Here is a 20670-nt window from a genome sequence, read left to right on the forward strand (position 1 = left end):
AAAACCACTGCTCAGAATCTTCAGAGACCAATCCCCGGTTGCTGCTGTAAACGGCATGGGCTCAGAGTACCGCGCACTGTTGCCTACCAACTAACGTCAGCGTTAACGCAAGAAAGGCCCACGACATGTCAATTGACACGTCGTGGGCCTAACTAGTGGTCTAGCGAAAAATTAGTTCGCTGGAACGTTCAGAGTCTGACCAACCACGATTACGTTAGGGTCGGTGAGCTGATCGTCGTTCAGAACGAACAGACCGCGCCAGTCGGAAACGCCGAGCTGGTTAGCAATCTTGCTCAGGGTGTCGCCGGACTTGACGGTGTAGTTCTTACCCGAGTCGGTGACGTCGATGTTGAAGGTAGGAGCCTTGGCAACTGGAGCAGCGTGCTTGCCCGAGGTGCTTGGAGAAGCCTGCTTGGTCTCTGCAACCTTTGGAGCCACGTAGGTCTTCTCAGGAGTCGCGGTCGACTTCTTAGGAGCTACGTAGGTCTTCTTAGGAGTCGCGGTCGACTTCTTGGTCTCGGTCGAGGTGGTCGACTTCTTAGGAGCCGCGTACGACTTCTTGGTCTCAGTCGAGGTGGTCGACTTGGTCTCGGTCGAGGTGCTTGGTGCACTCGGTGCCGAACCGCTGATGCCCAGCTTTGCGGTACATGCTGGCCATGCGCCCCAGCCCTGTGCTGCCTGTACCTTGGTAGCAACGCGGATCTGCTCAGCCTTCGAAGCGTTGTTAGGCATGCCCGAACCGCCGAATGCCTTCCAGGTCTGCAAAGTGAACTGCAGTCCTCCGTAGTAGCCGTTGCCGGTGTTGATGGACCAGTTTCCGCCGGACTCGCACTGTGCGAGCTTGTCCCAGGTACCTGCGCCAGCAGCGTTAGCTGGTGCGGTGGTGGCTACGATAGCGCCACCGGCTACTGCGACAGCTGCCAACGAGGCTCCACCGCGACGGATCAATTTCTTAGTCTTCTGCTGGATCATGATTCTCCAGTGCTCTTCCCGCGCTCAGGTCTTCCAAGACCATCTTCGTGCATCGCTCAGCGTCGCATTTCGACGTTGTATGAAATACTGCCCTGGTGAGCGATCTGGAAGTCCCGGCAGTACCTGTTTCCCCATAACACAGCGAGTGTTATCGAAACGTTATAAAGACCCTAACCCGGACCCCCACCCCTGCGCAACTCAGGAAACGCTCAGATTCCGCGAAATCACAGGTCACGATCTTCCCCAAAAAATAAATTTTGACCAAAATTTAAGCCTTAAAGTCCTTGTGAGCGTACAAGATTGTTACAAAGACGAAGTAGATTTCAAACAAGTTTGTGTGATATGGATTTCACTTGCTTTTTGAGGGTGTTTCGCTACCAAACCACACGATTGAAGTCGCTACTTTCGCGTGCACGGACTACCAAATGTTGCAGCCCAGAATCACGCTTTCCACAGGGCATGTCGCGGGTGCCAAGATTAGCCAGATTCGCTCCAACAACGCCCCCGGCAACACCCGGAGAGTGCCAAAAGGACACGGCGCGGAAACAAATCTCCTAGTCGCCGGGGTAGCACTTAGGTAGTGTGATGTGCGAAACCAGATCATCACAGCATCTAATTCGTTTGTCGGACAGGGGACCCAATGCCAAGCCAGGGTAAATTCACCAAAGAGCGCATGAAAGAGTCTTTCTCCTGCTTCCCGCGCGCATTGCGCGAATTTTTCCGAAGCGACGGCCTAGACGTTGCCGCGTCCCTTTCGTACTTTATGGTCTTGGCGATGTTCCCAGGCCTGCTGGCGTTGGTTTCTTTGCTTTCCTTGCTGGCGCCAGCGAAAGCGGAACCAAATGGATCATGGAGATCTTGGAACAAGGCCTGGCACCCAACGGACACAAGGCCAGCGGTGATTCCCAGCAGCTATTGGACACCGCAGAGCAGCTGCTCAACGGCCTCGCTTCTCAAGCTAGCGGGACGTTTTGGGTCATTCTTGCTGGTTCTCTCGGTGCCCTATGGAGTACCTCAGGCTACGTAACTGCTTTCGGGCGTAGCCTAAACCGGCTTTACGGAGTCCCAGAAGGACGCCCACAGTGGAAACGTCGCCCACAGATGTTCCTCATCACCGTACTGATCATGCTGGTCGCAGTAGTCACGCTGGTGCTGCTTGTTACCTCCGGTAGCGTCGCACGAGGTATCGGAAACGTCTTTGGCCTAGGCGACGGCTTTGTACTGATGCTGAACATCGCCAAACCACCGGTCATGCTGGTGATGGTTCTACTGGTGTTGGCCTTGCTGTATTACTTCACACCCAACGTGAAGCGACCAAAATTCCGTTGGTTCTCGGCCGGCACCTTGACGGCATTGGTCATTCTTGGATTATCACTTGTTGGCTTCGGCATCTACCTGTCGCAGTTTGCAAGCTACTCCGCCACCTACGGCGCCATTGGTGGTGTGATCATTTTGGTCCTCGCCTGCTGGATCAGCAATATCGCTTTGCTCTTGGGCGCACTGGTGGACATCGAATTTATGCGCCTGCGTCAGCTACGTACTGGTTTGCCTGCGGCCGAGGAAGTATTACTGCCATTACGCGATGACGCCCTGGTCGCAAAGCAAGAACTGGCCAACTACAAAGATCTCGTTCAAGCGCAAGAAATTCGCATCAAGCACGGCGGTGACCCGCTTCTAGATATGGAGGTTGACCCACAACGTGCTGCCAAGCGAAAGACGAAGTTGTTGCCAATGGGCGCGGTTGCGGTAGCAGCCTGGGTGGCTTCGCGCGCACGCACAACAAAGGTCTTGCGTCAGAAGCAAGCGCGCAAGGATTTAGAACAGCGTTAAGAGGCTGTGCGCAGACCACAACAAGGCGCCGGCCCCTAAGATCATAATGATCAGGAGCCAAAGGCCTGCAAAAGTGCGGGTTGACCGAGCAATGAGGTAAGCGTCGGACTGCGCAATGTCGTGGCGCCTAACGGTGTGGACAGAGAGCAGCTTGACGAAGTCGCGCAGTCCGGCGATCAGCAAAAAACCTGCGATCAAAAGCGACAGATAAACATAGGTCTCTGCCGGCGCGAAAAACACTACGCCCAGGGCCACCAGCGCACTGACGGCACACACCACAAAGGCGGGCCAGTTGCGCACAAAAATAAGTGCCAGAAGAAAAAACAGCGCGTAAATCCCCAGGCCCCGACCTGCATACCCGCTGGAAATTGCCCAGAACATGATGGCCGAAACCCACAGTGGTGCGGGGTATCCAAATACTCCTGAGATGATCACCGATAGTTTGCCACGCCCGCGGCTGACCACTTCACCGGAGTGGTCCCACCCCAGACGCAACCCGGTGACATATCTTCCGGTGAATAACGCGGAGACAATATGGCCAAGTTCGTGCACAAGCGTTGAATACAAACCGGTAACTCGCCATACCGGTTTAGGAATCACCGCGACCAATACCAGTGCGAGGACCAATAGCCATTGCCACAGGTTTAGCTCAACTTCTACTGGCTGCACCAAACGATGCCAAGCATCAGCAATGTCCACGTTCATTCAATCTCCTCAGTTGCCACACAATCCCATCCATTCTTACAAGCCCGCATAGCTCTTGACCTCTTCGACCCAGCAACAGCTCGCGTTCTAGGAAACATCACAGGTGTTAGGCATAATCTGCATAGCGAGATCTTGTGCAAAATATCTGGAGGAAATTCATGTCTCGCTTAGCTTCAACTGCCCTGGCCATCACCGGTTTAGCTGGTGGATACGCCACAGGTCGTGCGACCAAGAAGCGCCCACTGGCAGCGGTTGTACTCGGCGCTGCTGGCGTCGGCTCATTTATGATCTGGAAAAAGGATGCAGGAACCGCCAAAGCCGTGGCATTGATCAGTGCCTACGTCGGTGGCTTTGGTGCATCCCACCCGCTAGCTAAGAAGATCGGCGCATGGCCAGCAGTAAACAGCGTCACAGCAGGGGTTGCGCTGCTCTCGTTGCTGATCGGCGGAGCCAAAAAGTCCGAGGACTAATCTGGCTCACAAGGCTGATGAAATCATCGGCTTAGGCGGCGTTACAGAACATCGATTCTGTCGGGGTCCGGTGCTACGTTGACTAGGTAGGTATCAGTCAGCGAAAGGCGCCGGCCCCGTGTTCTTTTAGAAGATCAATTCATCTTCTCCGCCAGCGACCTTGCAGTTTCTGTTGACTGCAATTTTCAGTCACTCTTTAAGCTCGACGTTAAGCTCGGCCGCCGGCCAGCCGCGGAAGAAGTCCGCGACGAAATGCTAGAACGCACCGCGATTCTTGGAGACGTGCACGAACACAACGTCCTCGCAGAACTGATCGATACCTACGGAGAGTACGACCCTGTTAAAGGCACCGGCGTTAAACAGTTCAACGACCGTCCGCAGATGAGCCCCGCAGGGTTGCGCCAAGCTCATGCACAAACCTTGGCGGTGCTTCGCAGCGGCGCCGATGTCATCTTCCAGGCCACCTTCTTTGATGGTTCCTTCATCGGATTTGCCGACTTCTTGGTCCGCCAAGCCGATGGCTCATGGGCCGTATGGGACACCAAGCTCGCTCGCCATGCTCGCGTTAGCGCACTGCTACAGGTGGCCTCCTACGCAGATCAAATGATCGCCGAGGGCATTTCCGTATCAACTAAAACCACCCTAGTTCTCGGAGACGGCACACACTCGGTGCATCGCGTGGATGAAGTGCTCCCGGTCTTCCGGGCGCAACGCGCACGCTTCCTAACGATGATCAACGAGCATCTTTTGGCGACCGAACCGGTGTCTTGGAACTCTGACGAAATTCGTATCTGTGGCCGGTGCGACTACTGCGCTGAGCAGATACAGGCAACGCGCGACGTATTGTTGGTTGCTGGCATGTCCATGGTGCAACGCGAAAAGCTTCGTCAGCGCAAGATTTTCACCATCGAAGAATTGGCTGCCGTTGAGACCCAGCCAGGAACTTCGCTGGCCCGAATCGTTGACCAAGCACAGATGCAACTGGGACTTGGCCGAATTGATGGTCAAGTGCAGGGTGTCAGCTTCCGGGTTAAGTCCACCCAAACAATCTCTGAGTTGCCGGCGCCTAATCCAGGCGATATCTTCTTTGATTTTGAGGGAGACCCGCTATATCAGGAACCCAGCGATGGTTCGTGGGGCTTGGAATACCTGTTCGGCGTTGTTGAACATGACAGTGGCGAACCGGTATTTAGACCATTTTGGGCGCATAGCCGGGCAGAGGAGCGGCAAGCGTTCCTAGACTTCATCAGCTACGTTCAAGAACGTCGCCAACGCTTCCCGCAAATGAAGATCTACCATTATGCGGCCTACGAAAAGAGTGCCCTTCGCAAACTGTCGCAGGTGCACATCGCTGGTGAAGAAGAAGTTGATACGTGGTTGCGCGAAAACTTGCTCGTGGACCTCTATGAAACCGTGCGCAACTCGCTGGTGGTTTCCACACGCTCGTACTCCATCAAGAAGCTTGAACCCTTATATATGGGTACGCATCTTCGTGGTGGCGATGTCACCGACGCCGGCGCCTCGGTGGTCGCTTACGCGCAGTACATGCAGGCGCGAACCGCCAACGACACGGCTACCGCCAACTCTGTGCTGGATTCCATCGCTGATTACAACGAGTATGACTGCCTATCAACGTTGCGACTACGCGACTGGTTGCTCACCCTAGAAGAACACCACCCGCAGTCACTTGGGCAGATGCCGTTGCCAGATGAATCCGACAACGCCTACGAACCGACTGCCGAAGAGCTACGACTACAGGATTACCTCGCAGCCCTACCCCAAGGGCAGCCGCTGAGTGAAGATGACCGTGCCATTGCCATGGTTGCCGCAGCTACCGGTTACAACCGCCGGGAGAAAAAGCAGTACTGGTGGGAGCACTTCGATAGGCTCTCCGCGCCACTTGATGAATGGAGCGATGTTCGAGGGGTCTTTTCTGTAGATTCTGCGCAAGTCATTGAGGACTGGCATAAGGCCACCGAACGGGCCCGCACGCTGACCCGCATCACGAAACTTACCGGCACCCTCGCCGAAGGATCGTTGTTCTCCCCGGATCCTCGGTTTTTGCGATGTTTGCAGCTCCGCTTCCTGAAGGTATGGAAGTTGATGAATCGTTGCGTGGCGGCGCTTTTAATACCTCCGTGGTTCAGGTGGGCGAAGGCTGGATTATTGTCTCGGAAAAATCCACGGCAAAGATTGCGCCCTATGGTTCTTTCCCGGTAGCACTCACGCCGGACAAGCCATTGATGACCAAGAGCATCGATGATGCGCTGAATGAAATTGCGCAAAAGGTCGGGGCCACCGTCCCTACACTTCCGGAGCAACCAGGCATCGATATTTTGCGTCGCATTGCACCGCGGCTAAAGACTCTGGATGCGCCGGCGCAACCTGTTTTAGTGGATGGCCATCCCCAGATTTACTCGGCTGTGGTTGAAACGATCAAAGATCTTGATAATTCTTATCTTGCCGTTCAGGGTCCTCCAGGAACCGGCAAAACTTTCGTCGCCTCCCATGTGATCCGTGAACTGATCGATGATGGGTGGAAAATCGGCGTTGTCGCTCAGTCCCACGCCGTAGTAGAAAATGTGCTTCGTAAGGCTGTTGAAGCCGGCGTTGATCCGCAGGTGGTGGCCAAGGAGGTCAAACACAAGGACCCGGTACCTTGGGCAGGAACTTCTAAGGATTCTGTCGCGGAAGCGTTGAGCTCTGCCGACGGTGCGCTAATCGGCGGAACTGCTTGGACATTAACCGGTGCCAAGGTGCCCGCGGGATCTTTGGACCTATTGGTCATTGATGAGGCCGGACAGTTCTCGCTGGCCAATACCTTGGCGGTTTCCCGGGCTGCCCGTAACTTGTTGTTGCTCGGTGACCCGCAGCAGCTGCCGCAGGTTACGCAGGGCTCGCATCCGCAGCCGGTAGATGAGTCAGCATTAGGTTGGCTCTCGGCAGGCGCGCCCGTGTTGCCTACGGAGCTAGGGTATTTCCTTGCCGCCTCGTGGCGAATGCACCCAGCTTTGTGTGCCAAGGTCTCAGCCTTGAGCTACGACAACCAGCTGTTCTCCGCTGATGCTGCTGGACTACGAGTATTGGACGGTACACCGGCCGGGGTCAGCACCCGTTTGGTGGAACACCGAGGCAATACTGTCAGTTCGGGGCAAGAAGCCGAAGCGGTCATCCAATTGGTTCGAGAACATCTTGGGCTGTCGTGGACCCCGGGACCGGGTAAGCCTGCTCGCGCTTTGGAACCCGCCGACATTCTTGTGGTTGCTGCATACAACGCTCAGGTGAATCTAGTCCGTGAAGAATTAGCAGCCCAGGGCTTCGAAGCAGTCAAAGTTGGCACGGTGGATAAGTTCCAGGGGCAAGAGGCTCCGGTGGTTTTGATGACCATGGCTTGTTCCAGTGCCGATGATGCGTCCCGTGGCATCGATTTCTTGCTCAACCGCAACAGGATCAATGTGGCGATTTCGCGAGGCCAGTGGAAAGCGGTCATCGTGCGTAGCGAGCGCCTCACCGATTATCTGCCCTCGTCCCCTGCTGCTTTATCGCAGTTGGGAGCCTTTATGGCTTTGTAGACGATGTTGGTCGGTCCAGCGCTTTTCTCGCTGGATCGATCACCTTGTCTACGTCAAAGAAGGAGGAGAGCACCGGCCGGTCTCCGGCTTTTTCCTTCGCAAATTGAAGACCGTCAACGTTGATACGCATCTGTCGCTGGTATCCCCCGACTTGTTGCATCCAAGATTCAGTGGTCCCGTCTACACCGTAGAAGTAGTTAAATCCTTGGTCCTTCAGGTACTCGTACCGTGCCCCTGAATAGATGTTGGTGTGCGCAAGATCGGCTCCGTAGGGGTAGATGAACTGGTCTGTGTGGCCGACGATTGGTTCAACTTCTTCTTTCCAGAGCTTGGTGTCGCGCTGCAAGCGTCCCATGCTCACCGAACCGGTCTGGATATGGCCCCACGAATGTGAAGCAAAAACCCACCCGGTGTTTTTCATCGCCATAGCAATGGTCGTTGCATCTTTCTGGTCCTGTGCCAGATTCTTGTTCTTCGGATATTGGCTTGCAGAGGTGCGGTAGCCAAACTCACCGTTGTAGCCCGTCATTGCCACGATCCCGCGGGCGCCGCGGTAGGTGAAATCCGGATGTTCTTGAATGAAGTCGTCAACCATGGTGGTGACGTCATAGGCGCCGGTGTGCTTCTTTCCTGCCGCGTCAACATATTCGTTGCGGACCTTGCCCTGATCATCAATGATGAGCTTGCTGGCGAATCCATCGCCTTCCATGTATTCGTAGTAGCTGAGATCATCGACCGATAGCACCAGAGGCTTTTTGCCCTTGGGCAGCATGATCTGTCGATATTCCATCTTCTTCTGGTCATTAAGCGACGCGAAGTCCTGCGGATTAACTAGGACAAAGTCATTCTTGTAGACCTCGTTGAGGATCTGTGCGAACTCTTTCTGGGTCACCATATAGTCTTCGTACCCGGCCGAGCTGCTTTCCTTGTCAAAGGCACGGTCGGTATCAACTATTAGTGAGTGGAAGAAAAGGTGTGGGATTTGATCCGGATGTTCCCACGCGGTGGTTTGAGCTTTTTCTTCTTCTAGTCCCCGGGCCATTGATTTGAGCTCATCGCTGTCAGAATCCTTGGCGAGTTTTATCGCCGCGTCATAGTCGTAGCCGTCGGCAAGCCTATTGATCTCCGCTTTGACGCTATTAACGCGTTGATCTTCTGACTGCACTTGTCCACTGGCGGCCGCATCTTGTGAGGCTGATTGTGGGTCGCTTTGGTCACTGCACGCGGCCAGAGCCATGACCAAGCTGATGGATATTGCTACTCGCAAGAACTTCAGTGAACGCCACCTCCGCGCACTCCGCTCAGCCTCAAAGACTTGCAGAAAACCGGTTGTCATCTAGTTAATGCGACCCTACACAGATTGGGTATGCGACAACAGCCCTTCACCGGCGATTCTTCCTAATCTGTTACGAATTGACGCCTCGGTGGGATGGATTCACATTTTCTGTTGAGGCCAATGATTTAGAATTGATTAGTTAGGCGTCCTAAAGATCAAGGAAGTACATGCAGCCCTCGCACCGCGCGAATAGTTTGTGGCTTCAGGCTCAGCAGTTCAAAGGTTCGGCAGCATATCGTCTTTTGACGGCCCAACCATGGGCAGTTGCGTTTATCAGAGCCGAGTTCACCGCAGATCGATCCCGTATTGCACTGGAGCTTTTTCACGCTTCGCTGGATTCTTTCCTGAAGCAAGCACGCAAAAGTGACGAGCAGATCCCGCAGTCTTACTCTGCCCAAGATTTTGCTGAAAGCTGGGTCAAGCAAGGGATCTTGGCCCGCCCGCTCATTGACGGACGCTTCGTTTATGAACCCAGCGCCCAAACCTTACGCTCACTGCGTTTCCTGGCAGATTTTTCCACCGACGACTCGCATCTAAACTCGTCGCGGCTGAACACCTTGCTGTCCTCGCTGGAGTCCTTGGTCCATGAAACCGACCCGGACCCTGAAGCGCGTATTCGTGCTCTTGAATCGCAGATAGCGATACGCCAAGCACAAATTGAGCAATTGCGCACCGGTGATGAACCAGCGGTTCTTTCGCGTACCACGGCGTTGTCGGCAACACGTTCGCTCTTGGACCTCGCCTCAAGCTTGCCCGCAGACTTCCGCCGCATGCGCGACGGTGTCCAGGATATGTTGCATTCCCTGCGTGAGGGCATTCTTGATGCTTCGACAGCAAAGGGCGTGGCCGTCGGTCAGGTACTTGAAGCCGACCGACAGTTGCGCTCCACCGCGGAGGGCGAAACCTTTAGTGGATTCACCGAATTCCTCAATTCACCTGACGCGCAGCAACGTTTCCGCGCTGCTCTTGCCGAAGTGCTTGAACGCGATTTCGTCGATGATCTTGATTCCACAGAACGTCAGATTCTGACCAATCTGTTGCGTGAGCTACGGCGACAGGCCGCCGAAGTTCATACTTCCTACGGCAAACTTTCCGAGTCTCTGCACGCCTTTGTGCAGTCCGAAGATTACAAGCAGGCTGAACTTCTGCGTCAAGCAGTGCGTGAAGCGGAACTTGCCATCAGCAAGTCCACTGCGCTGAAACCACGTAGTGGGCTGACGCCTATGGATCTTTACACTCCGCAGCTCATGACACTTTCTGGTCTCGGGATCTATGACCCTTCCGAGCATGTGGCGCCTCCCCCGTTGGCTCAAGCACCTGCGTACAGCGAATCCGATATCGTTCGCAACCCGAGCACTCCGCAAGCAAATATGGGGTTGCTACGCGCCTCCATTACTTCCCAGCTGGAAGCATCAACTGACAAGGCAGTGAGCCTAGATGCCGTCTTTGACACTCTAGATGATGAACACCGTCATTTGAATTCCATCCGTGCATTGGTCGAAATCGGACGCACCAATGGTGAGTCGCTCAACGAGAGCGAATTGATCAACATTGAATTCCAACAACTTGATGGCTCGATGAGAACCGCAATCCTGCCCGCCCTACGCTTCACGAAGGAGCCGCTATGACCACGAACGATGCCTACGCCGCACCGATCGCCGAACCGCTGTTCGACGGTGATACCGGAAATTTCTCTCTTCCGCTGCGCCAGCTGTTGGTCCGCCTACTGCGTGGTCCTTACCTTGATGGATCGGTTGATGCGGCAGCTTGGCAATTGCTCCTTGATCAGCAGCAAACAGTCACCGATTACTTTTCGGAAATTTTCTTGACACTGACTTTGGACATGGATCGCAAGATCGCCATGCTGGCCCCAGCACAGATTGAGCAGGTACATACCGCTCCAATTGCACCTCGCCGCCCGCTCAAGCGTGATGAAACGCTCCTGGCTTTGCGTCTGAGACTGATGTTGGAACAGCAGGCTGGAAGTGGAAACGACGCAGTCGCGTCCCGCTCCACGATGCACGAAATCCTCGCCGAGCACCGTCAGTCAACTGACCGCGATGACAAGCGTTTTGCTGAATCATGTGATGCAGCTATTGCCCGTCTGCAGTCCTTGCGACTATTGACCAGCACCGAATTGGAGAACGAATTCCGTATCTCCCCTGCGCTGGCGATGGCTCTGCCGTTGAACAATATCCAAGACATCCCTCGTTATATCGCAGCTATCGATGCCAATGAACCGGCGTTTAACCTTTTGGCTGATGAGAACGATGACCTTGTTGAACAGACCCCCGAGTTGGTGCAGGAGTAACCGATGAGCATTGCAATGACTCTTCCGTTAGGCGGCGCGATCAATCCAGGCCAGCATCGACTGAGCCGGGTGCAGATTGTTAATTGGGGTACCTTCCACGGACTTCATGACTTGTTGGTGGACCGCGCCGGAACACTGGTGACCGGTCACCCAGGTGTGGGTAAATCGACCCTTTTTGACGCCATGGGCCACGTCTTCTTCGCTACCCCTCGACTTAACGAATCAGCCAATGATGCAGCAACTAGGGAGGACCGTCGCACCACGTTCTCCTATATGCGTGGCCGGCAGTTTAAGACCAGCGAAGGCACCGTTTATCAGCGTCCAGGGGCGACCTGGAGCGCAATCATCCTCAGCTACGACGACGGCATGGGCAATACGCTCACCGCCGGCGCCGTCTTTGATTTGCCCGACGCTGGTCTGGAAGGCCAGGTTTCTAAGCACTATCTCTTGTGTGAAGGCAAAGTGGATATCGCAGAGCTGGAGAATCACGGCCCACGCCGTTTCACGGTCTCTTCGCTGTCCAAAGCCTTGGCTCCTACCGAGGCTTTTGACACGCATAAGGCGTTTATCGAGCGGTTACGCCGTCGACTAGGTGTGGAAAGCGATAAGGCGTTTGCCCTGCTGCGCACCTTGCAAAACGGTAAGGGACTAGCCAAAGGTGTGAACCAGTTCTTCCGCCATGAAGTGCTTGAAGAACCAGCAACGCTGAAAGCCGCTGCAGCCGCGGTGGAGGACTTCGCCCACCTGCGTGGCATTTACCGTCAGTTGGATACTGCTCGGGCACAACGTGATGCTCTGGCCGAAGTCCCTGCCCAGGATCAGGCCTACCGTTCATTAGCGCAGCAGATCACCGAGACCCGTCAGCTTCTAGATACTGACGTGCAGGCTCTTGAATCTCAAGTGCGTCAGCTGGTGCTGCGCAATGATTTGGCCTCTCATCAAAGTGAATTGGCCACGTTGCAGGCCAAAGAGCAAGAACTGCGCCAGCGCAAAGAGCAGCTTGATGATCAGCTGCAGTCTCTAGAAGCGGCCCACGATTCGGCCGGTTCGGCATCGCTGATGCTACTTGAGCGTGAAGCGGATGTGGCCCGCAAAGCACTGAGTGAAAAAGAGAACATTGTCCGGGCTCTGCAGCAGCAGGCAACGGATGCCGGTCTGAGCTTCGAGTTCTCCGCCACCGGACTTGATGAGCTACGCGCCAACGCTGCTCGCACGCTTCAGCAGTTGACCTCGATTACTCACGACGCCCAAACCGTCGAATATGAAGCCATGGCTACCTTGGTCAATCTTCGTAAGCGGGCCGAGTCGCTGGATGAGCAAATTCGTTCGTACCAGCGTCGTGCCAGCAATATCGATGAGCGTTCAATTGCCGCCCGTCGAGCCATCACGTCAGCCTGTTCACTACGCGAAGATCAATTGCCTTTTGCCGGTGAGCTCATGGATGTTTCTGCCGACTCTGCAAACTGGCGACTGGCCGCTGAAAAGGCTTTGCATTCATTGGCCCGTACCCTTTTAGTACCTGGTGAACTACTTGCGCAGGTCACTCATGCTATCGACCAGCTTGATGGGCTGGGTCGTGTGCGCTGGACCGATATTTCGCAACAGCCTAAGCCTGCTGAGGCTGGACCTGCAGATCTGGTCACCAAGTTGGACTTCGCTCCAGGTGACGCAGGCAGCTGGTTGAAAGCCAAGATCACCGCTGACTATCCTTTGGCCTGTGTTGATAACGACGCAGCAATGCATGTGCATCCCAAGGCCATCACGCCGGCAGGAACCATAAAGACCGGTGCCGGAACCTTTGAGCGTGATACCCGAGGGTTGCCTGCCTCCGAGTACCTTTTGGGCTTCACCAACGAGTCCAAGATTTCTGAACTGCAGGCCAAGGCTGCCCGTCAAGAACAGGAAATCGTCAAGGCGCAAGCAGCCGCGGATCAGCGTAGCGATGCGAAGAATCAAGTTGTTGCCAAGTCGCAGCTGCTCAAGGCGATCATCGCTGATGAACGTAGTTTCAGCCAGCTTGATTCTTCTGCTGCACTTGAAGCATTACGTCGCGGTGAGCAAAAGCTAGGCGATGCGCTGTCCTTGTCTGGTGATTCGTCTCGGGTCCGCCAACAGCTTGAGACTGCCAAGGCTGAGGCAGAAAAGCTGGTGGGTGATCTGGCTTTGGTTCGTTCACACATCCAAGATTTGCAGTTGCAGGTCCAGCGTGCGGAGCAGGTGCTTTCTACCGCGCAGGAACCAGCGACAAACTGGGAGCAAGAGATTCCACTGTCGCTTCGTCGGCACCAGTTGCTCGGTCCTGTTCTAGAACAGGTCATCTCTGGTAGCTGCCCACCGAACGAACAGATCAGTGAAGCTTTCGCTGAGGTCAAGCTCCAGCTGGGTAGCCAGGTTAACTCGTTGAGTAGTCAGCGCCAAGAAATTGGTAGCGCGTTGAGCGAAACGTTCCGTCGTTTTGCCCGTGAATTTGGTACCTCCCACGCACAGACTCACGGAACGTCGGCCGAGGCCGCCGAACACTACTCACAGTTGCATGAGCAGATTGTGGCGGACGGTCTGCCTCACCATGAGGCTCAGTTCCGCGAATACTTTGCCAACCGTTCATACGAGCGATTCAGTGATCTTTTGCAGTTGCTTGATGAAGAACGTCGGATGATCTCTGAACGTATTAAGCCGCTGAATCAGATTCTTGCGGAGGTAACTTTTGAGCATGGATCGATCTTGCGTTTGGAAGTTGAGAATGCCGTTCCGGTGGAGGCCGGAAACTTCCGTAAAGAGTTGAAGGATGCGTTACAGGAGGCCTACACAACTAAGGATGAATCGTCCTTGGCTACCTCTTACCAAGCATTGGAAGCGTTGGTTTCCGCATTGAGCGACCCGGCGATGAATGCTTGGCGTTCAACGGTTCTTGATGTCCGTCAGCATGTCATGATTAGCTGCAACGAGCACAAGTCCAATGGTGAAATTGAAACTGGTTTGGAGCCGGGAACTCTTTCTGGTGGTGAAGGTCAGCGCTTTACTTCCTTCATCATGGGTGCCGCACTGGCTTACCAGCTCGGCTTTGCATCGGCAGGATTCACTTCCTACGGCACGGTCATGATCGATGAGGCCTTTATTCAGGCCAACTCCGAATATGCCGCTGCAGGCATACGTGCTCTTCAAGAGTTCGGCTTCCATTTGGTACTTGCTGCCCCTGAGGACAAGATCGATTTGAGTCGGCATTTGGGTTCCATTACCGACATCATCAAGCACCCAGGATCTAATATCTCGGGCTTCGTGACTACGGGTCGTTCCCCAGCAATGGCCACGACGATCACTCTGCGTAACTAGCTTTTGCTAGAGACTTGAATGGCCGGTTCCAAATATGGAACCGGCCATTAAACATTGCACTACGTGTTTTCACTTCATACTCGAACGTATCTGATCTGGAATCATGCTCACCCGGGTTTGAAGATCCTGCGGTGGAAAATCTGGGTCGATGCATTCTTTCCAGAACTTCAAATGCGCTTTGTCGATCTCATGATTTGAATCCTGAACCTCTGTTCCACCTTCGCCTTGAATGCTGTACCAGTACAGATAATCGATGCCGTCCAAGGTCTCGCTAAAAATGGTTTCGACGTACATCTTTTCGTCGTCCAAAGTCTTGAGCACAGCGGGCAAATTATCGTTTAGAAGGTCCATCCATTCATCAACAGCTGCGGATTTTCCCGGTAGGACCCTGAACCGTGTGAGTTCTATGTTCATGGGAAACACTCTATTTCTATCGGTTCCGATGCCATAACGAGGTAACGGGACCAACGCCACCTCTTGTGAACTGCTGTTGGTCCCGCACTTTATTGCTCTGTTGTTACTCGGTGGCCAGGCCTTCAACCGGCGACAACTTCGCTGCCCGTCGGCCAGGCATGATCGATGCTAGTAACGCAGCGATGATGCTGATCGCGAGGACCGCAATGAGCTGCAGCCAAGGGATGGAGTAGGTCATCTTGCCCATTTCGGACAGCGCCGACTGTGCGCCCAACAAACCGTAGGCGACACCTAGGATCATGCCGAGCAATGCGGCAACACCACCGATGAGCACGGCCTCTGTAGCCAGCATGCTTTGTAGCTGCTTCTTCTTTAGCCCCAAGGCACGAAGCAACGAGTTCTCACGAGTACGTTCAAGGACCGAAAGGCTGAGCGTATTAGCTACACCGATCAGTGCAATCAATACTGCTACCGCCAAGAGTGCCGAAACAATCGTCAACAGCACGTCAATGATCTGCGAGAACATCGATTTCATGACGACGCCGCCGTCAATCATCGAAGAATCTACTCCGGTGATGTCTGAAATCTCGGTGACCAGTTCATTGATCTTTGAACCAGCGACGTCCTCATCCACCTTGACGATAATTCCCGGGTAAGTCTGCGCGTTCTTGAGGCCTAAAGTCTTCAAGGTCTCTTCCGCGATGGGGCTACCCGAAAGCAAAGCGCTAGTTTCCCTGACCTTGAGGGTCTTGTCGCCAATCTTGATGGTTGGCTTCCCGAAGTCCCAGCCGGTGAGCACTATCTCTCCTGGTTTTGGAACAATCTGCTGGTCTAGGACTGTTTTGGAGAATTCTTCTGGATTCACCGAGAGCAATTGAAGCTGCACCGATCCGTCCAACCCCATGTCCGCGCCAGTGTCTGCGTCCAGTTCAGCGGTGGTGCTGGCGAAGGTGGTTGTTGCGCTGACCCCTTCGACGTCATTGATCTTTTCAGCCAGTTCCTTGGCCTTAGCTTCATCAGCGGTGCCGTCGAAGAACGAAACAGCCATGTCCATTGGGTACTCGGCCGCAACTGAGTTGTTCAGACTAGCTTTGGCCGTCTGTCCACCAACCATGATCATGGACACCAGCGTCACACCAATGAGCAGTGCGGTTGCGGTGGCAGTGGTTCGACCTGGATTGCGTACCGCGTTCAGGGCTGCCAGACGACGTGAAGTCGACTTGCCGGCAAACGCCTTACCAATCCCGGCAACGCTACTTGGAACAAATAGCGAAGCGAGCATCAGAATTCCGGGGAATGAAAGTAGCCCGCCAAGGAAGGCAACAATCAAGTCTCCCTTGACCGCACCAAAGATCAGTAGGGCGACGCCGAGCGCGGCAAGAATGGCACCAAAGATAATTCGCACGATTCCTGCACGATTCTTGACGCTTGCCGAATCAAATGGACGAAGGGCTGCGAGCGGGGCCAACTTCATGGCTCGTCGCGCGGGCAGGCTGGCTGCGATCACTGTCATGAGAATACCCACGATGATGGGCACAATCAGTCCCACCGGAGTCACTGCCATCGCAGCGTAGGACATGCTTGGTACCAGCGCATGAAGCAGTGCGATCAAGCCGGCAAGCAAGGCGACCGCAAGCAAAACACCAATGACGGAAGCGACGACACCGATGACCAACGCTTCAAGTAGCACCGAGCTTCGGATTTGTTTGCGCTTGGCACCGAGAATTCGTAGCAGTGCCAGTTCACGGGTGCGCTGGGCGATGACTACGGAGAAGGTATTGACCACGACTAGGCCGGTGACGACCAATGCAATCAAAGCGAAGATGAGTAGGACGACGGTTAGTTGATCGGTACCACCGGTCATCTGCGCAACGTCGTCAATGACCTTTTGATCCGCGGTGACGACCGCGATGTCTTTCATCTTCTTATCCGCGAAGTAATCCTGGACCTCTTGGGTGACTGCGTTCAGCGCACCATCGCCCTTGATGACGATGTCATTGAAGTTTGCCTGCTCTCCCGCGAAATTGCTCCAGGCTTTTTCGCTCATGCCAGCCAAGGCATAGGCCGAGGTCTGTGGGTTGGTTGAGGAACGCTGAAGACCAACAATTTTTATGTTTTGGGCTTTGCCTTGTTCATCGTCTAACGCAACAACGTCACCTACGGAGATACCCATGTCTTCGGCGTGGGATTGATCGATGATCATCTCGTTGTTGGATAACGGCGCACGACCTTCAACAAGTTCCATTCCGCCTAGACCCTGTTTTGGATCTACCGGCTGAACCTGGACGTTGTAGCCGTTGTCCGAGGTGTGCATTTGACCGTAGGCATAGCCCAGACCGTAGGCTTCAGTGACTCCGGAGAGCTTCCGGATATCGTCGGTTTCTTTGAGGGTGAAGCTGGTTTGTTCGGTTGTTTCGGGGTCAAGGTTCGGATCTGAGTAGGCCACCAAGTCGGCATTTTTGTACGACTCCCCCAAGGAGTTTTTCAAGGTCGCCTGGGTTGATGAATTTACAGCCAGGGTTGCTGCAAGGAAAGCAGTACCAATGGCCACTGCAAGCACGACGGCAATATAGCGCCGGGCGTAGGTCTTGATATTAGAAAGTGCTACATGCAGCATTATTTACTCCGCCAATGAGGCAAGTGCCTCGGACACGGTAGCCACGGTTGGCTCCTCGATGGTTCCCACGATGCTGCCGTCCTTCATGAGCAGCACGGTGTCGGCATAGGACGCAGCCACTGGATCGTGGGTCACCATGATGATGGTCTGACCCATCTCTCGAGTCGAAGAGCGCATCAGCGACAAGACTTCTGCACCGGTGCGAGAGTCCAAGTTGCCGGTGGGTTCGTCACCAAAGACAACCTCCGGGCGGGTAAGCAATGCGCGAGCCACGGCAACACGTTGCTGCTGACCGCCGGAAAGCTCGTGCGGCTTGTGGTTTAGGCGATCGCGCAGGCCCAAAGCTTTGATGACCGTATCAAACCATGCCTCGTCGTGCTTCTTTCCGGCCAAAGACAACGGAAGCAAGATGTTCTCTTGTGCGTTGATTGTTGGGACGAGGTTAAAGGACTGGAAGACGAATCCAATTTGTTCACGACGCATCTCGGTCAGCTGATCATCGTTCAGCGACAGCAGGTTCTTGCCGCCGATGATAATTTCTCCACCGTCTGCTGAGTCCAGACCTGCTAGGCAGTGCATCAAGGTGGACTTGCCTGAACCGGAAGGGCCCATGATGGCAGTGAATTTGGACCGCGCAAAAGCGACATCGACGCTGCGAAGCGCCTCAACTCGGGTGGAGTCATGTCCGTAGGTCTTTGTCAGACCACGTGCGGCGACCGCATAATCAATTTTTGGCAGGGTTTCAGAAGTCATACTAAAAGAATATAAAGTCCCTAGCCAGAACGGCATCCACCAACAGGATTGTCTTGATCAGCACTCTCGTCATACTCAGGTATGATCCAGCCTAGACAAAACTAATCCACAGTATTCTGAATCGCGCTTTTAATGCCCTTGATCCTCGCACCCATGCTGGTGCTCGGTGCTCTGATGCGTTGGAGGTTCGATTTGGAAGGTCGAATGTTCGATGCTGACGGTGAAGTGATCCGCTACGCATTTTTGCAAATCTTTGAGTAGCTCTCCGGCCATTCCCGTCGAGAAGGTAGATTCTTCGACGACCACGTGGGCGGTGAGCACCGGCAGATTTGATGCAATCTGACTTGCATGCAGATCATGGACGGCAATAACTCCGGGCTGGCGTTCCAAGTGCTCTCGCACTGCAATGAGGTCAAGTCCGCGCGGGGTTGATTCCAGCAGAATATGCGTAGTTTCGCTCAGGAGCTTCAACGCCCGAGGAACAATCAGTGCGCTGATAACCAACGCGGCAACCGAGTCAGCTTGCATCCATCCAGTGCTGGCGATGACTATCGCTGCGACGATCACCGCAACGGAGCCGAGCGCGTCATTGACCACTTCTAAGAATGCCGCCCGCATATTCAAGTTGTTGTTGCGGCCGGAGGAGATGATCCACATGGATAGGACATTTCCAAGCAAACCAATCACACCAAAGATCAACAAACCTGTCGGGTGAATCTCTTCTGGCGTAAACAGTCGGCGTACCGCATCAATGGCAGCGTAAATACCTACAGCCAAAAGCAATGCCGACTGCACCGTTGCAGAGAGAACCTCCGCACGCCTAAAGCCCCACGTTCGCTTAGTGGTGGGCTTTCGGGCGATGAGGTTCGCAGCGGTCAGAGCTAGCAGCAGTCCCAATGTATCGGTGAGCATATGCGCCGCATCAACCAACAATGCGAGCGAACTAGTGACAATGGCGCCGACGATCTCAGCTAGCAAGATAGTCGCAGTGATACCAAAGGCCCAGGCTAGACGAGTTCGATTTGCGTCAGAGTGGTCATGGGAGTGACCGTGTGAATGATCGTGGCCCATTACTCCCCCTGAGTCTCGTCGCTGGTGTGCGCTTCGTGCCAATGATGCTGGGTCCTCAGTGGGATGAGTTGGCGTGCTATCAGCAGCAGCTGATCCAGAGAGCCGGGTTGTCCCAATGAGTAGATGCTCGCCCTGCCCTGGCTTCTGACCTTCACTAGATCCGTATCGCGCAGACAGGCCAGGTGTGCACTCACGGTACTTTGAGCGAGCCCGAGGTGATCGGTTAATTCTCGGACCTTGTGTTCACCTGTTTTAAGGTGTTCCAGAATCAACAAACGCGTAGGATCAGCCAGCGCGTGGAAGAGGGCAGCTTCTGCCGTCTTTTCATCACGCCTCACTAATACATCGCCTTGAGACTCTATAATCGCCATATAGCGATGATACTTGTTATGAGCCAAAAACTGAACCCTCCACAAAGAGCTTCACAGCACTACTCAAAGAAACAACGCTGCTCAATTCTGCCCAGCACCACATTGCAGCTACCCGGGACCAAGCGCCCAGAAAAGACTGCATCAGATTCATGGATAGGTCACCGCAAAATGTAACAAGCTCAAAAATCGCTGAACATGCGGAAGAAAAACCGCTGCGCTCAGCGCGGCTCGCGTAGACTTCATCAGGTCCCAAGAGTATCTAAATTCTGAAGCATTTCTTCAGTACATCCTCTTGACCTCACGCAATGCGAAGATGGATTCATGACCGAAGACCTTGTTATCGGCGAAGATGGCCTCGCCCGCCCACAATGGGCAGCGTCCAACGACATGCTCCGTGATTACTACGACTCCGAGTGGGGCATGCCCGTAGACACCGAAGCCGGGGTCTTCGAACGCCTAAGCCTGGAATGTTTCCAGTCCGGACTTTCGTGGGCCATCATTCTCGCCAAGCGTGAAGCTTTCCGTGAAGCCTTCGCGAACTTTGATCCTGAAAAAGTCGCTTTGTTTACGGAGAATGACTTCAACAGCCTGATGGATAACGCTGGAATCGTCCGCAACAAACTCAAAATCCGGGCAACGATCGCCAATGCCGAGGCAACGCTGATGATGCGCGAAGAAGGCGGCTTGGCAAACTTCGTCTGGTCCTTCAAGCCCGAACAGACACCCGCGCCACGTTCTTTTGATGAGATCCCAACACAGAGTCCCGAGTCCAAAGAGCTGGCTAAATCGCTGAAAAAGCGTGGCTTCAAATTTGTGGGGCCGACAACCATGTTCGCTCTCATGGAGGCGATCGGAATGGTCGACACCCACCTCATCGGCTCGCACCGCCGCAACAGTTCAGGCATCTGGACCGCGTAA

16 protein-coding genes are annotated in these 20670 nt (G+C 54.4%); 8 read left to right on the top strand and 8 right to left on the bottom strand.

Translation table 11 applies throughout. From position 1 onward, the window contains the following. Nucleotides 1-171 precede the first annotated feature (171 nt). Complete coding sequence (locus N6V40_RS17510; RefSeq protein WP_131090284.1) at nt 172-972, bottom strand: LysM peptidoglycan-binding domain-containing protein; 801 nt, start codon at nt 970-972, stop codon at nt 172-174. 849 nt (nt 973-1821) lie between these two features. Between N6V40_RS17510 and N6V40_RS16660 the strand changes: the two genes are divergently transcribed. Beyond that, complete coding sequence (locus tag N6V40_RS16660; RefSeq protein ID WP_262198341.1) at nt 1822-2802, top strand: YihY/virulence factor BrkB family protein; 981 nt, start codon at nt 1822-1824, stop codon at nt 2800-2802. Here the strand turns inward: N6V40_RS16660 and N6V40_RS16665 are convergent. Further along, entirely contained in the window at nt 2788-3507 is a 720-nt protein-coding gene (locus tag N6V40_RS16665) for a M50 family metallopeptidase (RefSeq protein WP_262198344.1), read from the bottom strand. The genes N6V40_RS16660 and N6V40_RS16665 overlap by 15 nt on opposite strands. A gap of 158 nt (nt 3508-3665) precedes the next feature. On the opposite strand from N6V40_RS16665, the gene N6V40_RS16670 reads away from it, so the two are divergent. The 3 genes from N6V40_RS16670 (at nt 3666) to N6V40_RS17520 (ending at nt 7549) form a co-directional block, all read left to right on the top strand. Further along, nucleotides 3666-3977: a hypothetical protein gene (locus N6V40_RS16670; RefSeq protein ID WP_131090287.1), complete on the top strand. Its 312-nt coding sequence runs from the start codon at nt 3666-3668 to the stop codon at nt 3975-3977. Nucleotides 3978-4229: 252 nt separating this feature from the next. Beyond that, entirely contained in the window at nt 4230-6197 is a 1968-nt protein-coding gene (locus N6V40_RS17515; RefSeq protein WP_315973726.1) for a TM0106 family RecB-like putative nuclease, read from the top strand. 23 nt (nt 6198-6220) lie between these two features. Beyond that, nucleotides 6221-7549 (top strand): DEAD/DEAH box helicase, encoded by a 1329-nt coding sequence (locus tag N6V40_RS17520; RefSeq protein ID WP_315973817.1) that lies wholly within the window; start codon nt 6221-6223, stop codon nt 7547-7549. Here the strand turns inward: N6V40_RS17520 and N6V40_RS16680 are convergent. Continuing rightward, complete coding sequence (locus N6V40_RS16680) at nt 7536-8885, bottom strand: polysaccharide deacetylase (protein WP_242632586.1); 1350 nt, start codon at nt 8883-8885, stop codon at nt 7536-7538. The two genes, N6V40_RS17520 and N6V40_RS16680, sit on opposite strands and share 14 nt — an antisense overlap. A gap of 167 nt (nt 8886-9052) precedes the next feature. Here N6V40_RS16680 and N6V40_RS16685 point away from each other — a divergent pair, with 167 nt between their 5' ends. Genes N6V40_RS16685 through N6V40_RS16695 form a run of 3 tightly spaced genes read left to right on the top strand, consistent with a single transcriptional unit; the run spans nt 9053 to nt 14526 of the window. Next, nucleotides 9053-10513: a DUF3375 domain-containing protein gene (locus N6V40_RS16685; RefSeq protein ID WP_131090289.1), complete on the top strand. Its 1461-nt coding sequence runs from the start codon at nt 9053-9055 to the stop codon at nt 10511-10513. After that, on the top strand, nt 10510-11196 hold the full coding sequence (locus N6V40_RS16690) for a DUF4194 domain-containing protein (RefSeq protein WP_131090290.1): 687 nt from the start codon (nt 10510-10512) through the stop codon (nt 11194-11196). The genes N6V40_RS16685 and N6V40_RS16690 overlap by 4 nt, the downstream gene beginning before the upstream one ends. Nucleotides 11197-11199: 3 nt before the next feature. Continuing rightward, on the top strand, nt 11200-14526 hold the full coding sequence (locus tag N6V40_RS16695) for an ATP-binding protein (RefSeq protein ID WP_262198349.1): 3327 nt from the start codon (nt 11200-11202) through the stop codon (nt 14524-14526). 69 nt (nt 14527-14595) lie between these two features. Here the strand turns inward: N6V40_RS16695 and N6V40_RS16700 are convergent, their stop codons facing one another. From N6V40_RS16700 to N6V40_RS16720, 5 genes are all read right to left on the bottom strand, one after another. Further along, complete coding sequence (locus N6V40_RS16700; protein WP_262198351.1) at nt 14596-14940, bottom strand: DUF6176 family protein; 345 nt, start codon at nt 14938-14940, stop codon at nt 14596-14598. A 103-nt stretch (nt 14941-15043) separates the two neighbouring features. Further along, nucleotides 15044-17557 (bottom strand): ABC transporter permease, encoded by a 2514-nt coding sequence (locus N6V40_RS16705; protein ID WP_262198352.1) that lies wholly within the window; start codon nt 17555-17557, stop codon nt 15044-15046. Between the two features lie 3 nt (nt 17558-17560). Further along, nucleotides 17561-18310, bottom strand: coding sequence for an ABC transporter ATP-binding protein (locus N6V40_RS16710; RefSeq protein WP_262198353.1), 750 nt, complete (start codon nt 18308-18310; stop codon nt 17561-17563). A gap of 129 nt (nt 18311-18439) precedes the next feature. Next, nucleotides 18440-19381 carry a cation diffusion facilitator family transporter gene (locus N6V40_RS16715; protein ID WP_131090295.1) on the bottom strand — a complete coding sequence of 314 codons (942 nt, stop codon included), beginning with the start codon at nt 19379-19381 and terminating at the stop codon, nt 18440-18442. Further along, nucleotides 19381-19752 carry an ArsR/SmtB family transcription factor gene (locus N6V40_RS16720; RefSeq protein WP_131090296.1) on the bottom strand — a complete coding sequence of 124 codons (372 nt, stop codon included), beginning with the start codon at nt 19750-19752 and terminating at the stop codon, nt 19381-19383. The genes N6V40_RS16715 and N6V40_RS16720 overlap by 1 nt, the downstream gene beginning before the upstream one ends. Before the next feature lie 321 nt (nt 19753-20073). Between N6V40_RS16720 and N6V40_RS16725 the strand changes: the two genes are divergently transcribed. After that, nucleotides 20074-20670, top strand: a complete 597-nt coding sequence (locus N6V40_RS16725) for a DNA-3-methyladenine glycosylase I (RefSeq protein ID WP_262198355.1) — start codon at nt 20074-20076, stop codon at nt 20668-20670.

This window comes from Glutamicibacter sp. M10, assembly GCF_025452055.1.
Classification (GTDB): Bacteria; Actinomycetota; Actinomycetes; order Actinomycetales; family Micrococcaceae; genus Glutamicibacter.